Annotated in this window: 13 protein-coding genes; 4 read left to right on the top strand and 9 right to left on the bottom strand. The window is 52.9% G+C overall.

The genetic code is table 11. The features are described 5' to 3' along the window. Positions 1-68: 68 nt before the first annotated feature. From KDM89_RS01355 to KDM89_RS01340, 4 genes are all read right to left on the bottom strand, one after another. On the bottom strand, positions 69-2,837 hold the full coding sequence (locus KDM89_RS01355) for a M16 family metallopeptidase (RefSeq protein ID WP_212686154.1): 2,769 nt from the start codon (positions 2,835-2,837) through the stop codon (positions 69-71). A 244-nt stretch (positions 2,838-3,081) separates the two neighbouring features. Beyond that, the gene (locus KDM89_RS01350; protein WP_212686153.1) at positions 3,082-4,452 is read right to left on the bottom strand and encodes a formimidoylglutamate deiminase; all 1,371 of its coding nucleotides are present in this window, start codon (positions 4,450-4,452) and stop codon (positions 3,082-3,084) included. A gap of 3 nt (positions 4,453-4,455) precedes the next feature. After that, on the bottom strand, positions 4,456-5,271 hold the full coding sequence (gene hutG, locus KDM89_RS01345) for an N-formylglutamate deformylase (protein ID WP_212686152.1): 816 nt from the start codon (positions 5,269-5,271) through the stop codon (positions 4,456-4,458). A 9-nt stretch (positions 5,272-5,280) separates the two neighbouring features. Continuing rightward, entirely contained in the window at positions 5,281-6,030 is a 750-nt protein-coding gene (locus KDM89_RS01340) for an IclR family transcriptional regulator (RefSeq protein WP_212686151.1), read from the bottom strand. 250 nt (positions 6,031-6,280) lie between these two features. Here KDM89_RS01340 and KDM89_RS01335 point away from each other — a divergent pair, with 250 nt between their 5' ends. The 3 genes from KDM89_RS01335 to KDM89_RS01325 are packed head-to-tail and all read left to right on the top strand — an operon-like array spanning position 6,281 to position 9,751. Then, positions 6,281-8,413, top strand: a complete 2,133-nt coding sequence (locus tag KDM89_RS01335; RefSeq protein ID WP_212686150.1) for a DUF7657 domain-containing protein — start codon at positions 6,281-6,283, stop codon at positions 8,411-8,413. Further along, positions 8,410-9,369, top strand: coding sequence for a glycosyltransferase (locus KDM89_RS01330; RefSeq protein WP_212686149.1), 960 nt, complete (start codon positions 8,410-8,412; stop codon positions 9,367-9,369). Before KDM89_RS01335 ends, KDM89_RS01330 begins: the two co-directional genes overlap by 4 nt. Further along, on the top strand, positions 9,359-9,751 hold the full coding sequence (locus KDM89_RS01325) for a GtrA family protein (protein WP_212686148.1): 393 nt from the start codon (positions 9,359-9,361) through the stop codon (positions 9,749-9,751). Before KDM89_RS01330 ends, KDM89_RS01325 begins: the two co-directional genes overlap by 11 nt. 30 nt (positions 9,752-9,781) lie before the next feature. Here KDM89_RS01325 and KDM89_RS01320 read toward each other — a convergent pair whose 3' ends face one another. Further along, positions 9,782-10,282 carry a hypothetical protein gene (locus KDM89_RS01320; protein WP_212686147.1) on the bottom strand — a complete coding sequence of 167 codons (501 nt, stop codon included), beginning with the start codon at positions 10,280-10,282 and terminating at the stop codon, positions 9,782-9,784. A 114-nt stretch (positions 10,283-10,396) separates the two neighbouring features. On the opposite strand from KDM89_RS01320, the gene KDM89_RS01315 reads away from it, so the two are divergent. Continuing rightward, positions 10,397-12,535 carry a S9 family peptidase gene (locus KDM89_RS01315; RefSeq protein WP_230427610.1) on the top strand — a complete coding sequence of 713 codons (2,139 nt, stop codon included), beginning with the start codon at positions 10,397-10,399 and terminating at the stop codon, positions 12,533-12,535. A gap of 384 nt (positions 12,536-12,919) precedes the next feature. Here the strand turns inward: KDM89_RS01315 and KDM89_RS01310 are convergent, their stop codons facing one another. The 4 genes from KDM89_RS01310 to rpoC all read right to left on the bottom strand — a co-directional run bounded on the left by KDM89_RS01310 (position 12,920) and on the right by rpoC (position 19,774). Then, positions 12,920-13,732, bottom strand: a complete 813-nt coding sequence (locus KDM89_RS01310; protein ID WP_212686146.1) for an SPOR domain-containing protein — start codon at positions 13,730-13,732, stop codon at positions 12,920-12,922. A gap of 5 nt (positions 13,733-13,737) precedes the next feature. Next, positions 13,738-14,520 carry a type III pantothenate kinase gene (locus tag KDM89_RS01305; protein WP_212686145.1) on the bottom strand — a complete coding sequence of 261 codons (783 nt, stop codon included), beginning with the start codon at positions 14,518-14,520 and terminating at the stop codon, positions 13,738-13,740. Positions 14,521-14,529: 9 nt separating this feature from the next. Then, positions 14,530-15,333 carry a biotin--[acetyl-CoA-carboxylase] ligase gene (locus tag KDM89_RS01300; RefSeq protein WP_212686144.1) on the bottom strand — a complete coding sequence of 268 codons (804 nt, stop codon included), beginning with the start codon at positions 15,331-15,333 and terminating at the stop codon, positions 14,530-14,532. Between the two features lie 208 nt (positions 15,334-15,541). Then, positions 15,542-19,774 (bottom strand): DNA-directed RNA polymerase subunit beta', encoded by a 4,233-nt coding sequence (gene rpoC / locus KDM89_RS01295; protein WP_212686143.1) that lies wholly within the window; start codon positions 19,772-19,774, stop codon positions 15,542-15,544. Positions 19,775-19,959: the final 185 nt, after the last annotated feature.

The following is a 19,959-nucleotide window of genomic DNA, read 5'->3' as shown; positions in this document are numbered from 1 at the left end:
GCTGTGTGACTTATGCCTCAGATTGTCAGGCAGACTGTCGGCCACCTGACGAGCACGCTTTCAGCAGATTACTTCGGTGCAGCCGCTTTTTTCGCAGCACCGGCGAAATCACCTGCGTACACATGAGACAGCAGTTCAGGCTTGATCATGCTGCGGATCGCGGCATTGACCTGATCCAGTGTCACTGCCTGCAGCTTGTTATCACGCTCTTCATGCCATTTCATCGTGCGACCCAGATTGGCATTGCTGCGCAAGTAGTTAGCCAGTACTTTGTCCTGTGCACGGATCACTTTGGTTTCCTGCTGGATCGCTTTTTTCGCTTCATCCAGCTCTTCCGCAGTGATACCGTCTTTAACGAAGCGGTCCAGCTCTTCTTTGACACCGGCTTTCAGCTTATCCAGATTTTGCGGTGCAAACATTGCGTACACCAGCAGACGGGATGCCGGATCCTGAGAATTGACTGCCAGCTGGCTGCCTGCACCGTAGCTGATGCCGTCTTTCTGACGCAGACGGTTAAACAGACGGGATTTGATACCTTCACCCAGAATCTGGTTCGCCACTTTCAGTGCCGGCACTTCTGCAGTGCTGTCACTGATTGCCAGCGGCAGAACAGCCAGATACATCGCATTGGCTTTATCCGGTGTTTCAAAACTTTCGGTGCTGGCTTTCGCCTGTGCTTTCAGCAACGGTGCGCGCTGATACGTTTGTTTCGATTTCCAGTCGCCAAAGGCTTTGTTCAGCGCTTCTTTGATCTGCGCATTGTCAAAGTCACCGACGATGGAGAACTCTGCATTGTCTGCACCCAGGAATTGCTGATAGAAGTTTTTCGCGTCATCCAGTTTGGCGGCACTGTACAGTTTCAGCGATTCTTCCAGCGTGTAATCGTAACGGATGTCACCAGGCTGATAACCGGTGTTGCTCAGGCGTTTCAGCGCGTTCGATGCGACTGCCTGTGGCTCATTACGCTGGGCTTCAATCGCTGCCAGATTTTCTTTTTGCAGCGTATCAAATTCTGTCTGTGGGAAAGTCGGACGACGCAGGATGTCGGACATCAGTTCGATCAGTTGCGGCAGATTAGAACGCACGGTTTCAAACTGAATATTCACATTCTGACCGCTGTGAGAAACACTGAGTTTCGCTTTCAGTTCTTCCAGACGGCTGGCGATATCAGAACGGCTGTATTTGCCTGCGCCGCGCATCAGCATATCAACCGCAACATCCATATTCACGGACTGATTCATCAGACTTTGTTCAGTACCCAGATGCAGAGTGACCGCACCGCTGACGGTTTCGCCGCGGTTTTTCTTGCTCAGCAGACTGACTTTTGCACCGTTTGCCAGTTTAGTGTTTTCGGTACGTTTATCGATATTTGCAGTGCTGGTATCGAAGGTTTCACCGGCTGCCACTGCGGCGCGGCCTTTATAGCCATCCACCAGTTTTGCCACATCCGGAGTATCCGGAATTTCAGCGCGTTCCGGTTTCGCTACAGGAATATACTGACCGAAGCTGCGGTTATCTTCTTTGAAGTAATTCAGCGCAACACGTTGTACATCTTGCAGTTTCAGTGCTTCGATGCGGTCACGTTCGATGAAGAACATGCGCCAGTCGCCCAGTGCGATCGATTCAGACATCGCAACGCACAGCTTTTGCGGATCATTGATGGTTTTTTCAATGTCGTTCAGCAGCGAAGTTTTTGCAAGTTTCAGTTCTTCTTCGGTTACTGGTTGTTTCGCAAAACCTTCGACGGTATCGACCAGTACTTTTTTAGCCTGATCCATGCTCTGATCTTTACTCAGCACGGCCAGATACATCGCATAGCCCGGTTCTGCCAGACTGAAAGGCATTTCACCAACGCCAACCGCCATTTTTGTATCCACCAGTTTTTTATGCAAACGGCCATTCGGTGCATTACCGATAATGTGGCTGACTGCAGCAATCGCTGCGGCATCCGGATGGCTGCCAGCGGAGGTCGGATACAGTACAGCAGCCATTTGCTGGTCAGTGACGCGACGTACAGTCACTTCACGCACGCCGTCACGCGGTGCTTCGCGGGTCCAGGTTTTTTCCAGCTGACGTGTTGGTTTTGCCAGTTTGCCGAAGTTCTTTTCGATCAGTTCCAGCGTTTTCTTCACATCGAATTTACCTGCCACCATCAGCACAGCGTTGTCCGGCTGATAGTATTTGCGGTAGAACGCTTGCAGATTATCGATCTTCACGCCTTCCACGTCGGCTTTCGCGCCGATCGTGTTATGGCCGTAGTTGTGCCAGTCAAATGTCACAGCGGCCAGTTGTTTCCACAGTACGCGGAAAGCATTGTTTTCGCCGATTTCCATTTCGTTACGCACAACGGAAAATTCAGTATCCAGATCGCTGCGGGCGATACGGGAATTGACCATACGGTCTGCTTCCATTTCCAGCGCCCATTGCAGATTATCGTCAGAAGCCGGGAAAGTTTCGAAGTAGTTGGTACGGTCGTAGAAAGTGGTACCGTTGAATTGCATACCGCGTTTGCTCAGTTCCTGCATGATGTTGCCGCGCGCTTTGGTGCCTTTAAACACCATGTGCTCCAGCAAGTGAGCCATACCGGTTTCACCATAGCTTTCGTGACGGGAACCGACCAGATACGTCACATTGACTGTTGTGGTTGGCTTGGATGCATCCGGCGCCAGCAACACGCGCAGGCCATTGGCCAGACGGTATTCTGTGATCCCTTCCACGGAAGTAGCAGCGGTCGCCGCTGCAGCTGCCGACGCTTTTGGCGCAGCAGCCAGAGCCGGCATTGCTGAAACAGCGCTGAATGCCAGCGCAATTGCAAAGCAAACGGGTTTCAATTTCATGGTGTATCCAGTTCTTTCTGTAAAAATTTTGAAGTTTGCAGCGTGCTTGCTGCAGACCACACCGGGATTGCGGTGTCGGGCAATATAGCAAAAAAAGTATTTTTTTACATTTTTTTGCACTCAGGACACAAAAAAACAGCCTGTGATGCAACATCACAGGCTGTCAGACCATTAAACAATAGTTTAGTTTCAACACACACCGGTAATCAGACAACGGGATTACCGTTTAAGCCGTTTCGTACTCTCAGGCAGTGCGTAAAGCACGCATACAGGCGCGATAACTGTGCTGAATCGCATCCTGACGGATATGACGTCCGTCTGATACCACTTTGTGTCCGCCGGCATACACATCGCGCACCAGATTATCGTTACCGGCCAGCAACCAGGTATTCAGCACTTGCTGCACCGGTAAATTGGCCAGATTCGGATGTTCTGCATCCAGCACCACCAGATCAGCCTGATAACCGGGCTGTAACTGGCCGGTGCGGCGGCCGCTGGCTTGTGCGCCACCCGCCAGCGCCTGTTGCCACAGGAAATCGCCGACCCGCTTCTGCTCCGCGCTGTGCGCAATATTGCGGCCCTGCAAGCGCAAACGCTGACCATATTCCAGCCAGCGCAACTCTTCCACCGGACTTTGTGAGACATGGCTGTCACTGCCGACACCGAAACGCCCGCCCTGCGCCAGATATTCAGGCAACGGGAAGAAGCCATCGCCCAGATTTCCCTCGGTCGTGGTGCAAATACCCGCAACCGCGCCGGATTGTGCAATCGCCGTGACTTCGGCAGCATCCAGATGGGTTGCATGTACCAGACACCAGCGACTATCCACTGCCAGATCCCCGGTCAGCAAAGCCACCGGACGTTTGCCGTGGGCGGCGACACATGCATCGACTTCGCGCATTTGTTCCGCGATATGGATATGCACCGGACGGTCAGCAGGCATGGCTGCCAGTACGCGACCTATCTGCTCTGTGGTAGTGGCACGCAGGGAATGTGGTGCAACACCGACTTCGACTTGCGCAGAGCGGAAACGCTCCAGCCTGCTGATCAGATCCAGAATGCTGTCTTCATCGGTACGGAAGCGGCGCTGATCTTCACGTAAAGGCTGCTCCAGAAAATCCGCGTAGCTGTACAACACCGGCAGCATCGTGATCGCGATACCGGCGCTGTCGGCTGCAGCCAGCAGGCGTTCCGACATTTCAGCCGGATTGTCATACCAGTCACCACCAGGGGCGCGGTGTAAATAATGGAATTCACATACACCGGTATAACCGTGACGCAGACATTCCATATACAACTGCGCAGCGATGGCTTCCAGCTGATCCGGACGCAATTGCAGTGCATAGCGATACATCAGTTCGCGCCATGTCCAGAAGCTGTCTTTGCTATCGCCTGCCACTTCAGTCAACCCTGCCATCGCTCGCTGAAACGCATGCGAATGCAGATTGGTGATACCCGGCAGCACCAGTTCAGCACTGGCTTCACCCACTTGTTGCGCCACACCGGTTTCCAGCTGTGTCAGCGTGCCGCTTGCATCCCAGTGCAAACGTACATTCTCTGTCCAGCCCTGTGGCAGATATGCCTGTTGCGCGTATAAAGTATTTTTTTCAGACACGGTTCAGCCTTTCTGTTGTGCTTGCGCCCAGTTCACGCAAGCCTGCAATAATTCCTGCAGCAACGGTTGTACCTGCGCAGCGTTGTCAGGCAGATATATAAACGGTGCGCTTTCATTCATATACACACACTGCGCCATTTCCAGCTGCACTGCGTGAATATCTTGCTGCGGCTGACCATACTGGCGTGTGATATAACCACCTTTGAAGCGTCCGTTAAAAACATGCGAATAGGCCTGCGCATGAGCTGAGGTCTGCAATACACCAGCCAGCGCTGCGGATAATCCGGCATCACAGGATTTACCGTCTGCCGTACCAAAATTCAGATCCGGCAATTTGCCTTCAAAAAAGCGCGGAACGACCGAAGCAATCGAATGTGCATCCCACAACACCACTGTACCGAACTGCTGTTTCAGACGCTGTAACTCGCTTTGCAATTGCTGATGATACGGCTGCCAGTAAGTGTCAATACGGCGCTGGATTTCCTGTGCATCCGGCTGCTTACCTTCTGCATACAAGGCTTGTTTATGAAATGTATCGACCGGACATAAGCCTGTTGTGTCTTGTCCCGGATACAGATTCGCATTGTCCGGCGCGCGGTTTAAATCAATTACATAGCGCGATTGCTGCGCTACCAGCAGCGAGGCACCCAGCTGTTCCGCCATGTTGTACAGCGCTGGCAAATGCCAGTCGGTATCCGCCAGCACCGCCGCTTCCGGCAATAATTGTTGCTGCACTTCCGGTGCGATCTGTGTGCCGACATGCGGCATGGAAATCAGCAAGGGCACCGAACCGGCGCGGAAAGTAAAAACTTCGGACATGATGTTTCCTTATCGGTGAAGTAAGCGCTGCCGTATGCGGTCAGCGGCAAGACAAGTCTGTTGTATCCATTCCGTGATGTGATGGCTGGCACGTTGCGATGGTGCCATCAGCGATACCGTGGCGATCAGTTGTGCGCGTGGCAGCAATACCGGCGCACTGACACCCCAGACACCCTGATCAACTTCGTGCTCACTGACCGCATAACCGCGCTCGCGGATTTGCTGCAGGCATGCACTGAATTGCATCACCGCCGTATTACCCGGCTGATCCGCCGTATCCGGCAAAGCTTCCACCAGCAAGGGTTGCACCAGTGCCTCCGGCAAATGTGCCAGCAAGGCTTTGGCCGAGGCACCACGTATCGTCGAGCGCGCCACGCCTTTGACAAAGCTGCAACGCAAAGCATACTGACTCTCGACCAGATCCAGACAAACAATATGCCCATGAAGGAAGCACAACAATCCAGCACTTTCACCAGTACGGGAAGACAAAGCCTCAAGTTCTGGTCGGGCTGCTTGCATCAGCCAGGAATGCTGATCAAAACCGTGCGCCAGTTGCACCGACATCGGTCCTGGCTCATACAAACCAGTATGCGCATGTTCCTGCACCCAGCCCCATTTTTTCAATATCTGTAAATGACGATAAACGGTACTCAAAGGTACATCCAGCGCCTCCACCATTGCACGCGCCGATACCGGCTCTGCGGCCCTTGCTAACAAGGCCAGAATTTGTAACGCACGTTCGGTTGGAGAGAAAGTCATCAGATTACACACAAAAAAAGAATCAATGCATGCTAATCACAGAAATCAGGAATCACAAGATTAAATTCCCATTTTTTGAGAATTAATCGATTTTCCTGGTATCAAAATACGCATCTTACGGAGCCCCAGCACAAATCTTGCTTAATCGACATATCGCAAAACCGCGTACTTATGCTATTTTCAAGAGTTTTCCGAAGTGGTCTGCCAACGGTAGTTTTTTCACTTCAGATAATCAGGTTGTCGGATCACTATGACAGATTTTTTTTCAGCGCTGTTACGCAAACCGCGCATGCTTGCTGCAACACTGGCTTTGATGTTCGGCGCTTTATATGTCAGCCAATGCTGGAGTCCTTCTTCCTACGGTTTTGTCCTGGAACAATTCTGGCAATCACCGCAAACCGGTATTGTCGCGGGTAAGCCGCGTCCGGTGCGCAGCGACGAATGGTCTGTCGTCACGCCGCTGACACAGGCAACAGTCAACAATCATTTAGAGCGCTATAACAAAACTTCTTTGTATCAGGAAGATTTGCGCATCAATTACGGTATGCCAATTGCTGACTGGGGCATGGCACTTAAACCGACCATGTGGGCGTATTTGCTAACGGATCCAGCTTACGCTTACTCTCTGCACTGGTATCTGATCTTTGTGCTATTTATCGCAGGATATGCACTGCTGTTTCGCAAAGCCGGACTCAGTGCGGGACTCAGCGTTATCATCAGCATGAATCTTTATCTGACTGGGTTCTCACAGTTCTGGTGGAATGAAAAAGGTCCTGTTTTCGCACTGTTTCCATGGGTACTGCTGCCCTGGATGACCAGCTGGCCACTCTGGTTGCGTGCACTGACCGGATACTGGTTGGCCGCAAGCTGGCTACTGACCAATTTCTACCCGCCCGTACAAGTCTCACTGGCCTTTGTCGGCATTATTTATATGCTGACAGTACGCCCTGATCTGTTCCGCAAATCCACCCTTCCTGCCGTGCTGATGGCTGGTGCTGCAGCAGCCGGAACGACTGTATGGTATTTATGGGATTACCTGAGCCAGACTGCGACGACTTTATATCCGGGTGGCCGCCATGTGGGAGGCGGTGGCGTCTCAGCCCAGGTTGCAGCTTCATGGTTTTTTCCTGCCATTAGTTTTGATCGTCTTTACCGCCCTCTGACTGATACCAATATTTCCGAAACCGGCGCAGTCGGGATGTACCTGTTCCCCCTGTTAATGTGTTTTACTGATCTCCGTGCATTGCGTACATCAATGCAAACCACTGCACTGGGTCGTCAGTTGCGCATCGCAGGTTCTGGACTGGCCATGATGTGTGCCTGGATCTTGTTACCGCTGCCAGCCTGGGCGGGCAAAATATTCCTGTGGGATCACATTCCGCCGGTACGCATGCAATTTGCGAGCGGAGTTCTGATGACTTTCATCGCGGTTCTGATCCTGAAACATGCACAATTGCGGATAAGCTTAGCGCGTACCGGCATATTTACAGCTCTGACTATCGGCTGTTGGCTGCTGTTCAAATATGGCGCAGGCTACATCGTCTGGGAAGACCTGATTTTCCTCGGGATATTGCTTATCTGTCTGCTGCTGGTTCACAAAAAAACGGACAAACTGAAACACCATCTGGCACTTATCTCTTGTCTGCTTGCATTCATTGTGTTTGGCCGGTTCAATCCCTTGCAATCTGCCTGGCCGATTTTTCATTTACCGCAAACACAGGTACTCAGTAGTTTGCGGCAAATGCAAAATGATAATCAGGGTGTTCTGGCAGCCAGCGGTTTTATCGGGGCGACACTGAACGGTGCTGGCTTCCGCTCGGTCACACATGTCACACCCGTGCCACATCTGGCTTATTGGGCTGCCCAGTTTCCTGCAATGCAGCAAGGGCAGCGGCTGCAGGTATTTAATCGCTACTCGCATTTACAGCTGGATGACATTACTCAGCCTTACAGCCCGCGATTGGATGTCGTAGTAATTCCGCTCACGCATTTTCAGCCTGGCATACCACATCGTGTCAGTCTGGCGGTTAGCAACACAGCACAACTCACCACCGGTGGTCGCTTTATCGTGACAAACAATGAACACGGTCTGATACTGAAAGGCTGGCTGCCTGCTGATTTTCTACTGAGCAATACTGTTTTTCAAATCAACGGCGTTTCTGCTGATACGGCAAATGCAGCTCGCATATATCAGCTCTCACCTGCTGAATCCATCATGGATGGTGACGATCAGCAAACTCCGATTCCATTATTAAACGGATTTTCGATACATCTGCCGGAACAGTTATCCCTCCGCTGCCTGACTCTGACAGCGCGTCAGAACTCTGATGGAAAAGCGATACTGATCCGCAACCCTGACTCTACGACTGCGTGCCCGACATGAACGATTCCTATTTACAACCCCGCGTTGCTGTTCTGATTCCTTGCTACAACGAAGAAATCAGTGTCTGCAAAGTCATCGATGATTTCCGTGCTGCCTTGCCGGATGCAGAAATTTACGTGTTCGACAATAACTCTACAGATAACACCTGCACCGTTGCACGCTCTGCCGGAGCAACAGTAATTACGGCGCACCAGCAGGGCAAAGGCAATGTCGTACGCCGCATGTTTGCCGATGTGGATGCCGATGTGTACATCATGGTAGATGGCGATGCAACCTATGATGCATCCTCAGCGCGCGCGTTGATGCAAGCACTGATTGATCAGAATCTGGATATGGTAGTTGGCTGCCGCATAGATGAGGGTGAAGCGGAAAATTACCGTCCGGGTCACCGCTGGGGTAACCAGTTACTGACGCGCTCAGTCAGCACCATTTTTGGTGGTGAGTTCACCGATATGCTTTCTGGTTATCGTGCATTCTCACGCCGCTTTGTGAAATCATTTCCTGCCCTGGCCAAGGGCTTTGAGATTGAGACAGAGCTGACGATACATGCACTGGAACTACGTATGCCTTATGGTGAAATTCAGACACGCTACGGCGCACGTCTGGAGGGCTCAGTCAGTAAATTATCGACCTACAAAGACGGTTTTCGCATTCTTTGCACCATTATGCGTTTTTACATGACAGAACGTCCGGTGCATTTTTTCAGTCTGATCGGAGGCTTACTGGCGTGCGTCTCATTATTGCTGTTTTTCCCGATACTAGCGCATTATGTAAACGCTGGTGATGTGCCGCGTTTACCGACTGCTATTCTGAGTTTTGGTTTATTACTGGCCGGTTTGCTGTCATTTTTATGCGGTCTGATACTGGACAACGTCACCCGTGGACGACATGAAATGAAACGTCTCGCTTATTTATCAGTACCCCGTCTGGATTTGCGTCGTCGCCATGCTCAGTAAAGAATTTTTCCGGTTCGCGCTGGCAGGCGCGGCCGGATTTATCGTTGATGCCGGCATCCTGCACCTGTGTCAGCCTGCGCTGGGCTACTACGGCGGCCGGGCATTGTCGTTTGCCTGCGCCGTTTTCACCACCTGGCTGATTAACCGCAGCCTGACATTCCGTAACAAACACAGTGGATTATCCTTGTGGCAGGAATTTCTGCGTTATGTGTCGCTGATGCTGGCAGGCGGTGCCGTCAATTACGGCTGCTATGTGGTACTGACACTGGTTTCCGCTACCGTGCGCGAATTCCCTGTGCTTGGTGTGGCTGCCGGCAGTATTGCCGGCATGCTGGGGAATTATCTGTCCGTAAAATTCTTATTATTCAAGCATCAGGAATGAACCCGGCTACGAGAATCCATCCCGGCTTCATCAGCGTTTACGCTGCTTACCCCATAAATCACAATAGGTTGTGACGTTTTCAAAATTATCGCTGCTACCATCGCTTTCGATGATTTTGATAAAGCCGTTCGGCTTTTGCGGTGTTGGTGCTGCACCGCAATTGGTATGCACCCAGTGAATACCTTTGCTGCCATCGTCATACAGCTGGCCGCACAGTGCGAGTTTGTCGCCGGTGCGGATCTGCGCCAGCGATTCCGGCACTTGCTTGCTGTTTTTTTCGTAACCCTGGGCGAAGACGTTATCAATCGCCACATCGTAAATATCATTGCTGCCGTCCGGCTTGACTTTCAGATGGGTATGCGACAGTTCAACGCCTTTCAGAAATTTGCCGGAAGTGAATTTCGGCCCTTTCACCACCGTAGCAGTCATATAGCTGCCTTTTCCTGCGTCGCATTGTGCTTTGTTTTCATCGGCATGTGCCACACCGGCACATAACAACAGCGCTGCCAGCATCCACCGTGATTTCTGCATTTTTTATTCTCCCGATCATTGTTCCGTGCACAGCGTTTCCGGAACTAGTTATACAAATTGCAGTCCATTGTAGTGCCGCGCTGGCGGCGATCCAATCCTTTCCATGAGAAAAATATGAAAATCCGACATTTATCCATCGCAGGATTCGTCAGCCTGATGAGTCTGCAGGGAGGAGTCAGTATGGCCGCTTCCAATACCGACAGCGTCAAGCCGCCGGTCGCTGCAACCAGTCAGTGGCAGGAAGTCCGCCACGGCGAAACGGTGACTGATCCTTACCGCTGGCTGCATAAAAAAGACGACCCGAAAGTCATCGACTATCTGAAAGCAGAAAATGCCTACACCGATGCGATGACCGCGCACGTGAAACCGCTGGCCGATAAGCTGTTTCAGGAAACCCGCGCCCGCATGAAAGAAACCGATCTGTCGGTGCCGGTACGTCGCGGCAACTACTATTACTACAATCGTTTTGAAGCCGGTAAGCAATATCCGTTTTACTGCCGCCGTCCTGCAGCTGCAAATGGTCAGGACGATGTGAATGGCAAAGAAGAAATTCTGCTGGATGGCAATGCGCTGGCAGAAGGTCAGAAATTCATGGGCATGGGCGGCACGTCGCTGAGTCCGGATGCGAATCTGATCGCGTACTGGGTGGATTACACCGGGTTCCGCCAGTTCCGTCTGCAAGTTAAAGATTTACGCAGCGGTAAAGTGCTCAGCGATACCGTTGAGCGTGTGACCAGCGTGGCCTGGGCGGCGGACAATCAAACCCTGTTTTATACACAGGAAGATCCGGTCACCAAACGTTCTGACCGCTTATTCCGCCTGAAACTGGGCAGTCAGCCTGAGCAAGTGTATTACGAAGCGGTTGAACAATTCGCGCTGGAAGTCGGCACCACCAAAGACCGCGCGTTTGTGATCGTGCATGCGCAAAGTACCGATACCACCGAAGACTGGGCGATTCCGGCTGATAAACCAACGACGACGATGCGCTCGGTGCTGGGTCGTCAAACCGGTCACCGTTACGATACCGATTCGCACAAAGGTCAGTTCCTGATCCGCACCAACCGCAATGCACGTAACTTCCGTCTGGTGTCTGCACCGGTTGCCACACCGGATGAGGCGCACTGGACCACGATTGCCGAACACCAGAACGATGGCCTGATCACCGGTTTTGAAGTGTTTGAAAACTATCTGGCCGTGGCAGAAAAATCGCAGGCGCTGAACCGTATCCGCATTTACGATTTTACGAAAAAGAACTGGAAAACCATCGCGTTTGATGATCAGGTCTATCTGGCGATGAACACCGGCACACCGGAATACCGTTCCGGCACCATGCGCATCAATTACCAGTCGCCGGTCACCCCCTCTACGGTGATGGAAGTCGATCTGGCAAGCGGTCAGCGCAAAGTCCTGAAGCAACAGGAAGTGCTGGGCGGCTATGATGCCAGCCGCTACGAAGCACGCCGTATCTGGGTGACTGCGCGTGACGGCGTGCGCGTACCGGCCTGGGCCGTCATGAAAAAAGGCGTGGAACTGAACGGCAAAGCACCGCTGTTGCTGTACGCCTATGGCAGCTACGGTATTTCGATGGAACCATCGTTCTCGCTGGCCCGCCTCAGTCTGCTGGATCGCGGCGTGATCTATGTACAAGCTCACATCCGTGGCGGCACAGAAATGGGTGAACACTGGCATGACGACGGCATGCTGATGAAAAAGAAAAACACTTTCTATGACTTCATCGACGTCGCAGAATACCTGACCAAAAACGGCTGGACCAGCCGCGACCGCCTGATTATTCAGGGCGGCAGTGCCGGTGGTTTGCTGATGGGTGCTGTGACCAATCTGCGTCCGGATTTATTCAAAGCCGTTCACGCTGCCGTACCGTTTGTGGATGTGATGAACACCATGATGGATGCCAGCCTGCCGCTGACCACAGGTGAGTATCTGGAATGGGGCAATCCGAACGAAAAAGCTGCGTACGACTACATGCGCAGCTATTCGCCTTACGACAATCTGGAGAAAAAAGCCTATCCGGCGATACTGGTCACCACCGGCCTCAACGATAGTCAGGTCATGTACTGGGAACCCGCCAAATACGTGGCCAAACTGCGTACCCTGAAAACAGACAACAATCCGTTGCTGCTGAAAATGAATATGGACGCCGGCCACGGCGGCGCTTCCGGCCGTTACGACGCGCTGAAAGAAGCTTCCTTCAATTTCGCTTGGATGCTGGATCAGTGGGGCATCAAAGAATAAGCGCCTGCTGTCATTCTTTCTCGCCTGACAAAAAAGCCCGGACTGGTTCCGGGCTTTTTTTATTCAAAGTGGCGCCTGTGTTTTCAACTGCATTGGCGTCGGTGCCTTTGTCAGCATCATGGCCAGCGTTTCCGTCTGCACCGGCACGAACCACACCCGGCTATGCCGTTATCCGCATCCGCGATTTCCGCAAGCCCGGACTTTCTGCCGACGACAGCGGGGTTGCTATGCTGAACACCGCATTCGGGGCGTTTTGAGCGGGTTTCAGGCGCTCTGGCGAGCCTGTGGTGTCAGACGGGCGAGGCAAACCAAAAGTAATCACCATCGCCCATGAAAAAAGCCCGCTGCGCTGGCAACGGGCTTTCGGGCAGATCAGGCCGGATCTTACTGCTGACGGGTGGTTTTATTGTCCTGGCAGCTGCGGGTATCGAAGGCTGGCAGGCTGGCTTTGATGCTGTCCCATTTGGCTTGCTCATCCGCTGTGACCTGACGGAACTGGAAAGCAAAACGGGTGGAGCTGACCGCACGCGGCATGATGCGGGCGGTACGTACACCTTTGTTGTTCAGTTGCGCTAAATGCTGTTTGGCAGCTTCTTCGGTTTTAAACACGCCGAGCGAAATGCTCCATTTCAGCGCGCTCTGATCCTGAATCACAAAGTAATCGCCAACGCCGATACGTTTCAGTTCGCCGACTTTTTTATCCGCGCCTTCTTTGCTGCCCTGCGACGGGATATACACCATGTGGGTCGCGGTTTCGCTGATATTCACACGGGTCTGACGGTCGCCCAGACCGAGCGTGCGTAATTTCTCTTCCACCTTTGCCAGATCGCTTTGCTGAAAATTGCCGATTTCCATACAGGCCAAGGGTTCAGGCTTTTTCTCAGCTTTGGGTTCCGGTTTGGCTTCGGGCTTGGCATCCGCTTTGGTGTCTGGCTTTGTATCGGTTTTGCCGTCAGCTTTCGTTTCTGCTTTTTTCTCGCCTTCAGCGTCTGTTTTGGCGGCATCAGTGTCTGCGGAATCCGGAGCAGGTGCGCTGGCCGCACTGGCCGAAACCTGCTTGAGCAGATTCACATGATGCTGTTGTTTCAGGCGTTCAGGCTCGCGGGTATCGAGCGTCCAGTGACCGAGCCAGCCCATCTGAAAGGCCGCCAGACCGGCGTTTGCTGCTAACAGTAACCAGAATAAAGATCGCAACATAAATATTATTGTTGAAAGAGTTCCGGATGGGATTGTGCCACGACCCGCAAGCCCGTCAAGACCAGCGACGGAATTGCTTCTGCTTTGCCCTGCAAATGCGGCAGCAGGTAAGGCGCTGCCCCGCCGGAAATCAAGCAGCGCACCGGTTGGCCGGTTTGCTGTTCGCGCGCCTGCAATGCCTGCAGAATCGCACCGGTTTGCGCATGAATGCAGCCGCTGACAATGGCCTGATCAGTATTATCGGCGAATGGCTGGCTGACTTGTATGCTTTCTGCGACTTGCGGCAATTGCGCCGTTTGTTTTGCCAGTGATTCCGCCATCAGTTTCAGTCCGGGCAAAATCATGCCGCCTTCAAAATGACCGGCGCTGCTGACAATATCCACCGTGGTCGCCGTGCCACAGGTAGCGATCAGCAATTCCTGTTGCGGATACAGGGCGCGCGCACCGATTGCGGTGGCAAAGCGGTCTGACCCGAGCTTTTCAGGAAACCGGTAATGATTCTCCATACCGGCGACACAGGCGGTTGAACGAAAGCGCACCGGACTGAGCGCCGGAAATGCCTGCGCCAGACGCTGTTCTATCGCTTGCTGTACAACATCACCGGCGACATTCGAGATCAGCACGCGGCTGACCGGCAAGGTCTGCCAGTCGGCAAGCACCGTATCCAGCGCGTCATGCGCCAGCGATTCCATGCGCAGCCATGCTGACAGGCGGGTATCCGGTACAGCCTGCTCGTCGGGCAGCGCCCATTTCACGCGGGTGTTTCCGGCATCAATCAAAAGCAGCATGGTGATTTCCTATTCCGTGACCGGGCGCAATGATACATCGCCACTGACCACCCTGCGTACACCGGCTGGCGTGTTCAGCAGCAGATAGCCTTCTTCATCAACGCCCAGCGCCTGCCCTTCCAGCAGCACTTTGCCCTGATCCTGTATCTGCACCATGTGTCCGGCAAACACATGCAGCGCATTCCAGCGTGCAGCGAACGGTGCAAAACCGCTGATCGCAAATTGTTCCAGCAAGCGTGCCAGCGCATTCAGCAAGGTGCCGAGTAACTGATTTCTGTCCATTTGCGCCAGCCACGGCGCATCTGCGACCTGTACCCCGAGGCTCGCTTCCAGTGCTTCCGGTACCAGCAGATTTAAACCGATACCCCCGACTATCCATGTGCCGCCACCTGCAGCCGGTGCGGACTCAACCAGGATACCCCCCATTTTTTTGCCATCGCGCCAGATGTCATTCGGCCATTTCAGTCCGGCCGGCACGGCCAGCGCTTTCAGGGTTTCTGCTACTGCAAGACCAATCACCAGCGGCAAGCCCATCAGTTGCGCACCGGACTGCGGCAGTTTCCATGCCAGCGAAAAGGTCAGCACACCACCGGGAACGGATAGCCAGCTGCGTCCGGCACGACCACGGCCGGCGGTCTGGCGTTCAGCCACCAACAAAACCGGGCGCTGCAGCGTTGAAAGGCGCTGCATCAGATCGGTATTGGTGGAACCGGTTTCCTGCACCACTTCGACATCGGCTAACACACCGAAGGCGTCGCGCCAGCCGGCAATCGCCTGTGCATTCAGGACATATGTATTCTCTGTATCGCTCATACCTGCTTGCTTGAATAAGGGTTTCCGGCCGCAAAACGGGCGACGGATACGCTATTCACTTTTCTCACTTCAGACAAAAACATCAAAAAAAACGACAAAAAAACGTCGCAAAACCATCGACAAACACTTCAGATATCGACAGAAAATCCATAAAAAAACGGCACCGGAGAATTCCCCGGTGCCGTTTTCAGATCAGCATACTGCCAGATCAGGCTTCGCCGCCTTCAGCAGTATCAGGTGCTGCGAACTCTGCAGTTTCAACAGCCACTGATGTGCGTTCAGCTTCCAGCATTGCCTGACGCTCATCCGCTTCCCAGCCTTCTTTCAGCTTGCGGGCGCGGTGGAATGCCAGACCGGTACCGGCAGGGATCAGACGACCAACGATCACGTTTTCTTTCAGACCACGCAGACCGTCTTTTTTGCCCATGATCGCTGCTTCGGTCAGAACACGGGTAGTTTCCTGGAACGACGCTGCGGAGATGAAGGAATCTGTCGACAGAGACGCTTTGGTAATACCCAGCAGGATGTTTTCATAGGTTGCAGGAATACCGTCGATCTTGTTAACGCGATCGTTTTCATCCAGCAATTCAGAACGTTCAACCTGTTCACCAACGATATAGTTAGTATCGCCAGGGTTCACAACAACCACACGACGCAGCATCTGACGCACGATCACTTCGATGTGCTTGTCATTGATCTTAACGCCCTGCAAGCGGTAAACGTCCTGCACTTCGTCAACGATATAACGTGCCAGCGCTTCGATACCCAGCAGGCGCAGGATGTCTTGCGGATCAGCCGGGCCGTCCACAATCATTTCACCCTTGTTCACCACCTGGCCGTCATGCACCAGAACCTGTTTATCTTTGGTGATCAGGAACTCGTGTTTCTGACCGTCCATGTCGGTGATTTCCAGACGCTGTTTACCTTTGGTTTCTTTACCAAACGCAACCGTACCAGTCACCTCTGCCAGCATACCGGCATCTTTCGGAGAACGGGCTTCGAACAGTTCCGCAACACGTGGGAGACCACCGGTAATATCACGGGTTTTTTGCGATTCAGTCGGGATACGCGCCAGAACTTCACCCACGGAAACGTGCTGACCGTCTTTCACGGTAATCAGCGCGCCAACCTGGAAGCCGATCGTTACAGCGTGTTCTGTACCGGCAATTTTCACTTCCTGACCGAATTCGTTCAGCAGTTTCACTTGCGGACGTACAGATTTACCTGCTGCGCCACGACGTTTCGGATCGATAACAACCAGTGTGGACAGACCTGTTACTTCATCAACCTGTTTCGCAACGGTCACGCCTTCTTCGACGTTTTCGAACTTCACAGTACCGGTGTACTCAGTGATGATCGGACGTGTCAGCGGATCCCATGTTGCCAGTGGTGTACCGGCTTTGATCACGTTACCGTCTTTGACCAGCAGTGTCGCACCGTAAGGTACTTTATGACGTTCACGCTCACGGCCCAGATCATCAGTGATCAGCACTTCGCCGGAACGGGAAATCACGATCTGATCGCCTTTGCCGTTCGTCACATAACGCATAGTTGCTGTGAAACGCACGGTACCGTTGGATTTTGCTTCAACGGAAGATGCAATCGCTGCACGGGACGCCGCACCACCAATGTGGAACGTACGCATGGTCAGCTGTGTACCCGGTTCACCGATCGACTGCGCAGCGATAACACCAACTGCTTCACCGGAGTTCACCAGGGAACCGCGGCCCAGATCACGGCCATAGCACTTCGCGCACAGACCATAACGGGTTTCGCAGGACAGTGGTGTACGGACTTTCACTTCGTCGATACCCATTGCTTCGATTTTCTCGACAGCAGCTTCATCCAGCAGTGTGCCAGGATGGAACAGGGTTTCCTGAGTTTCAGGATTCACGACTTCGTTTGCAGTCACACGACCCAGAATCAGTTCGCGCAGCGGAACGTTAACTTCACCGCCTTCAACGATGGCTTTCATCGCAGAACCAGCGCTTGTGCCGCAATCGTCTTCGGTAACAACCAGATCCTGTGTAACGTCAACCAGACGACGTGTCAGGTAACCGGAGTTCGCTGTTTTCAGCGCCGTATCTGCCAGACCTTTACGCGCACCGTGAGTGGAAATAAAGTACTGCAGAACGTTCAGACCTTCACGGAAGTTCGCGGTAATCGGTGTTTCAATAATGGAGCCATCAGGTTTTGCCATCAGACCACGCATACCTGCCAGCTGACGAATCTGTGCTGCAGAACCACGCGCACCGGAGTCGGCCATCATGTAAATCGAGTTGAAGGATTCCTGTGTGGAGTTGGTGCCGTCACGTTTAACGACTGGCTCAACTTTCAGCTGTTCCATCATCGCCTTACCGACTTCGTCACCGGTTTTACCCCAGATATCAACCACTTTGTTGTAGCGTTCGCCGGCAGTCACCAGACCGGAAGCATACTGCTGCTCGATCTGTTTGACTTCCTGTTCAGCTTTCGCAACCAGATCCACTTTTTGCGGCGGAATCAGCATGTCGTCGATACAGATAGAGATACCTGCACGGGTCGCCAGGCGGAAACCGGATTGCATCAGCTGGTCAGCAAACACAACAGTTGCACGCAGACCGCACTTACGGAAAGAAGTGTCGATCAGACGGGAGATTTCTTTTTTCTTCAGCGGACGGTTCAGTACGCTGAATGGCAGACCTTTCGGCAGAATTTCCGACAGGATGGCACGGCCAACGGTGGTTTCGTAACGTTTGATCGTTTTAACGAATTCGCCGGTTGCAGCATCTTTCGGATATTCCGTGATACGCACGGTAATACGTGTGGTCAGCTCAACTTCTTTGTTTTCCCATGCACGGATCGCTTCGGATACGTCAGGGAACATCATGCCTTCACCTTTACCAGCGATACGTTCACGGGTCGCGTAGTACAGACCCAAAACGATATCCTGAGAAGGAACGATGGATGGTTCGCCGTTGGAAGGGAACAGAATGTTGTTCGACGCCAGCATCAGTGTACGTGCTTCCATCTGTGCTTCGACAGACAGAGGAACGTGGACCGCCATCTGGTCACCGTCAAAGTCAGCATTGAATGCCGCACAGACCAGCGGATGCAGCTGGATCGCTTTACCTTCGATCAGAACCGGTTCAAACGCCTGAATACCCAGACGGTGCAGCGTAGGCGCACGGTTCAGCATGATCGGATGTTCGCGGATAACTTCTTCCAGAATATCCCAGACCACTGGTTCTTGTTGCTCAACCAGTTTCTTCGCCGCTTTAATCGTCGTTGCCAGACCCATCAGCTCCAGTTTATTGAAGATGAATGGTTTAAACAGTTCCAGCGCCATCAGTTTTGGCAGACCGCACTGATGGAGTTTCAGCTGAGGACCAACCACAATAACGGAACGACCGGAGTAGTCAACACGTTTACCCAGCAAGTTCTGACGGAAACGACCGCCCTTACCTTTGATCATTTCAGCCAGCGATTTCAGCGGACGCTTGTTCGCGCCTGTCATCGCCTTACCGCGACGCCCGTTATCCAGCAGAGAGTCAACCGCTTCCTGCAGCATACGTTTTTCGTTGCGGGTAATGATTTCCGGAGCGCGCAGTTCCATCAGGCGCTTCAGACGGTTATTACGGTTAATCACGCGGCGATACAGATCGTTCAGATCGGAAGTCGCGAAACGGCCACCATCCAGCGGAACCAGCGGACGCAGTTCCGGCGGCAGTACCGGCAGAACTTCCATAATCATCCAGTCAGGCTTAATGCCGGAACGCTGGAATGCTTCCAGAACTTTCAGACGCTTTGCGTATTTTTTGATCTTGGCTTCAGATTTAGATTCTTTCAGCTCAGTACGCAGTGCTTCGACTTCGCGGTCGATGTCGATAGAGCGCAGCAATTCGCGGATACCTTCGGCACCCATGAATGCGGTGAATTCATCACCGTATTCTTCGTATTTTGCAGCGTAATCGTCTTCCGACATGATCTGGCATTTTTTCAGCGGAGTCATGCCAGGGTCGGTCACAACGTATGCTTCAAAGTACAGAACGCGCTCGATATCGCGCAGTGTCATGTCCAGAACCATACCCAGACGGGATGGCAGAGACTTCAGGAACCAGATGTGTGCCGTTGGGGAAGCCAGTTCAATGTGGCCCATACGTTCACGACGAACTTTTGCCAGCGTCACTTCAACGCCGCATTTTTCGCAGATCACGCCACGGTGTTTCAGACGTTTGTATTTACCGCACAGGCATTCGTAGTCTTTGATCGGGCCAAAAATTTTGGCGCAGAACAGACCGTCACGCTCAGGCTTGAAGGTACGGTAATTGATGGTTTCCGGCTTTTTGACCTCACCATACGACCAGGAACGGATTTTATCCGGCGACGCCAGACCAATTTTGATCGCGTCGAACTGTTCGTTAGGCTGGACTTGCTTGAATAAATCGAGCAGAGCTTTCATTGATATCACTCCATTAAAGCGCCTGTGGCGCCCGGTGGCTGAAGATGCTGCAAGTGTGCATTCGTCGCTGACCCTGTTCGCATCAGCGGGAGAGCCCGGGTGCATTCTGCACGCGGGTTCCGCGGATACCGGGAACGAAAAGCCACTTCCAAACTGCTGATAATTAAACGACTAAAGCCCGAAAC

The organism is Cognatundibacterium luofuense, from assembly GCF_018139685.1.
Lineage (GTDB): Bacteria > Pseudomonadota > Gammaproteobacteria > Burkholderiales > Burkholderiaceae_D > Undibacterium > Undibacterium luofuense.
The sequence above is the reverse complement of the archived record's forward strand: the minus strand, read 5'-3'. Positions and strand labels throughout refer to the sequence as shown.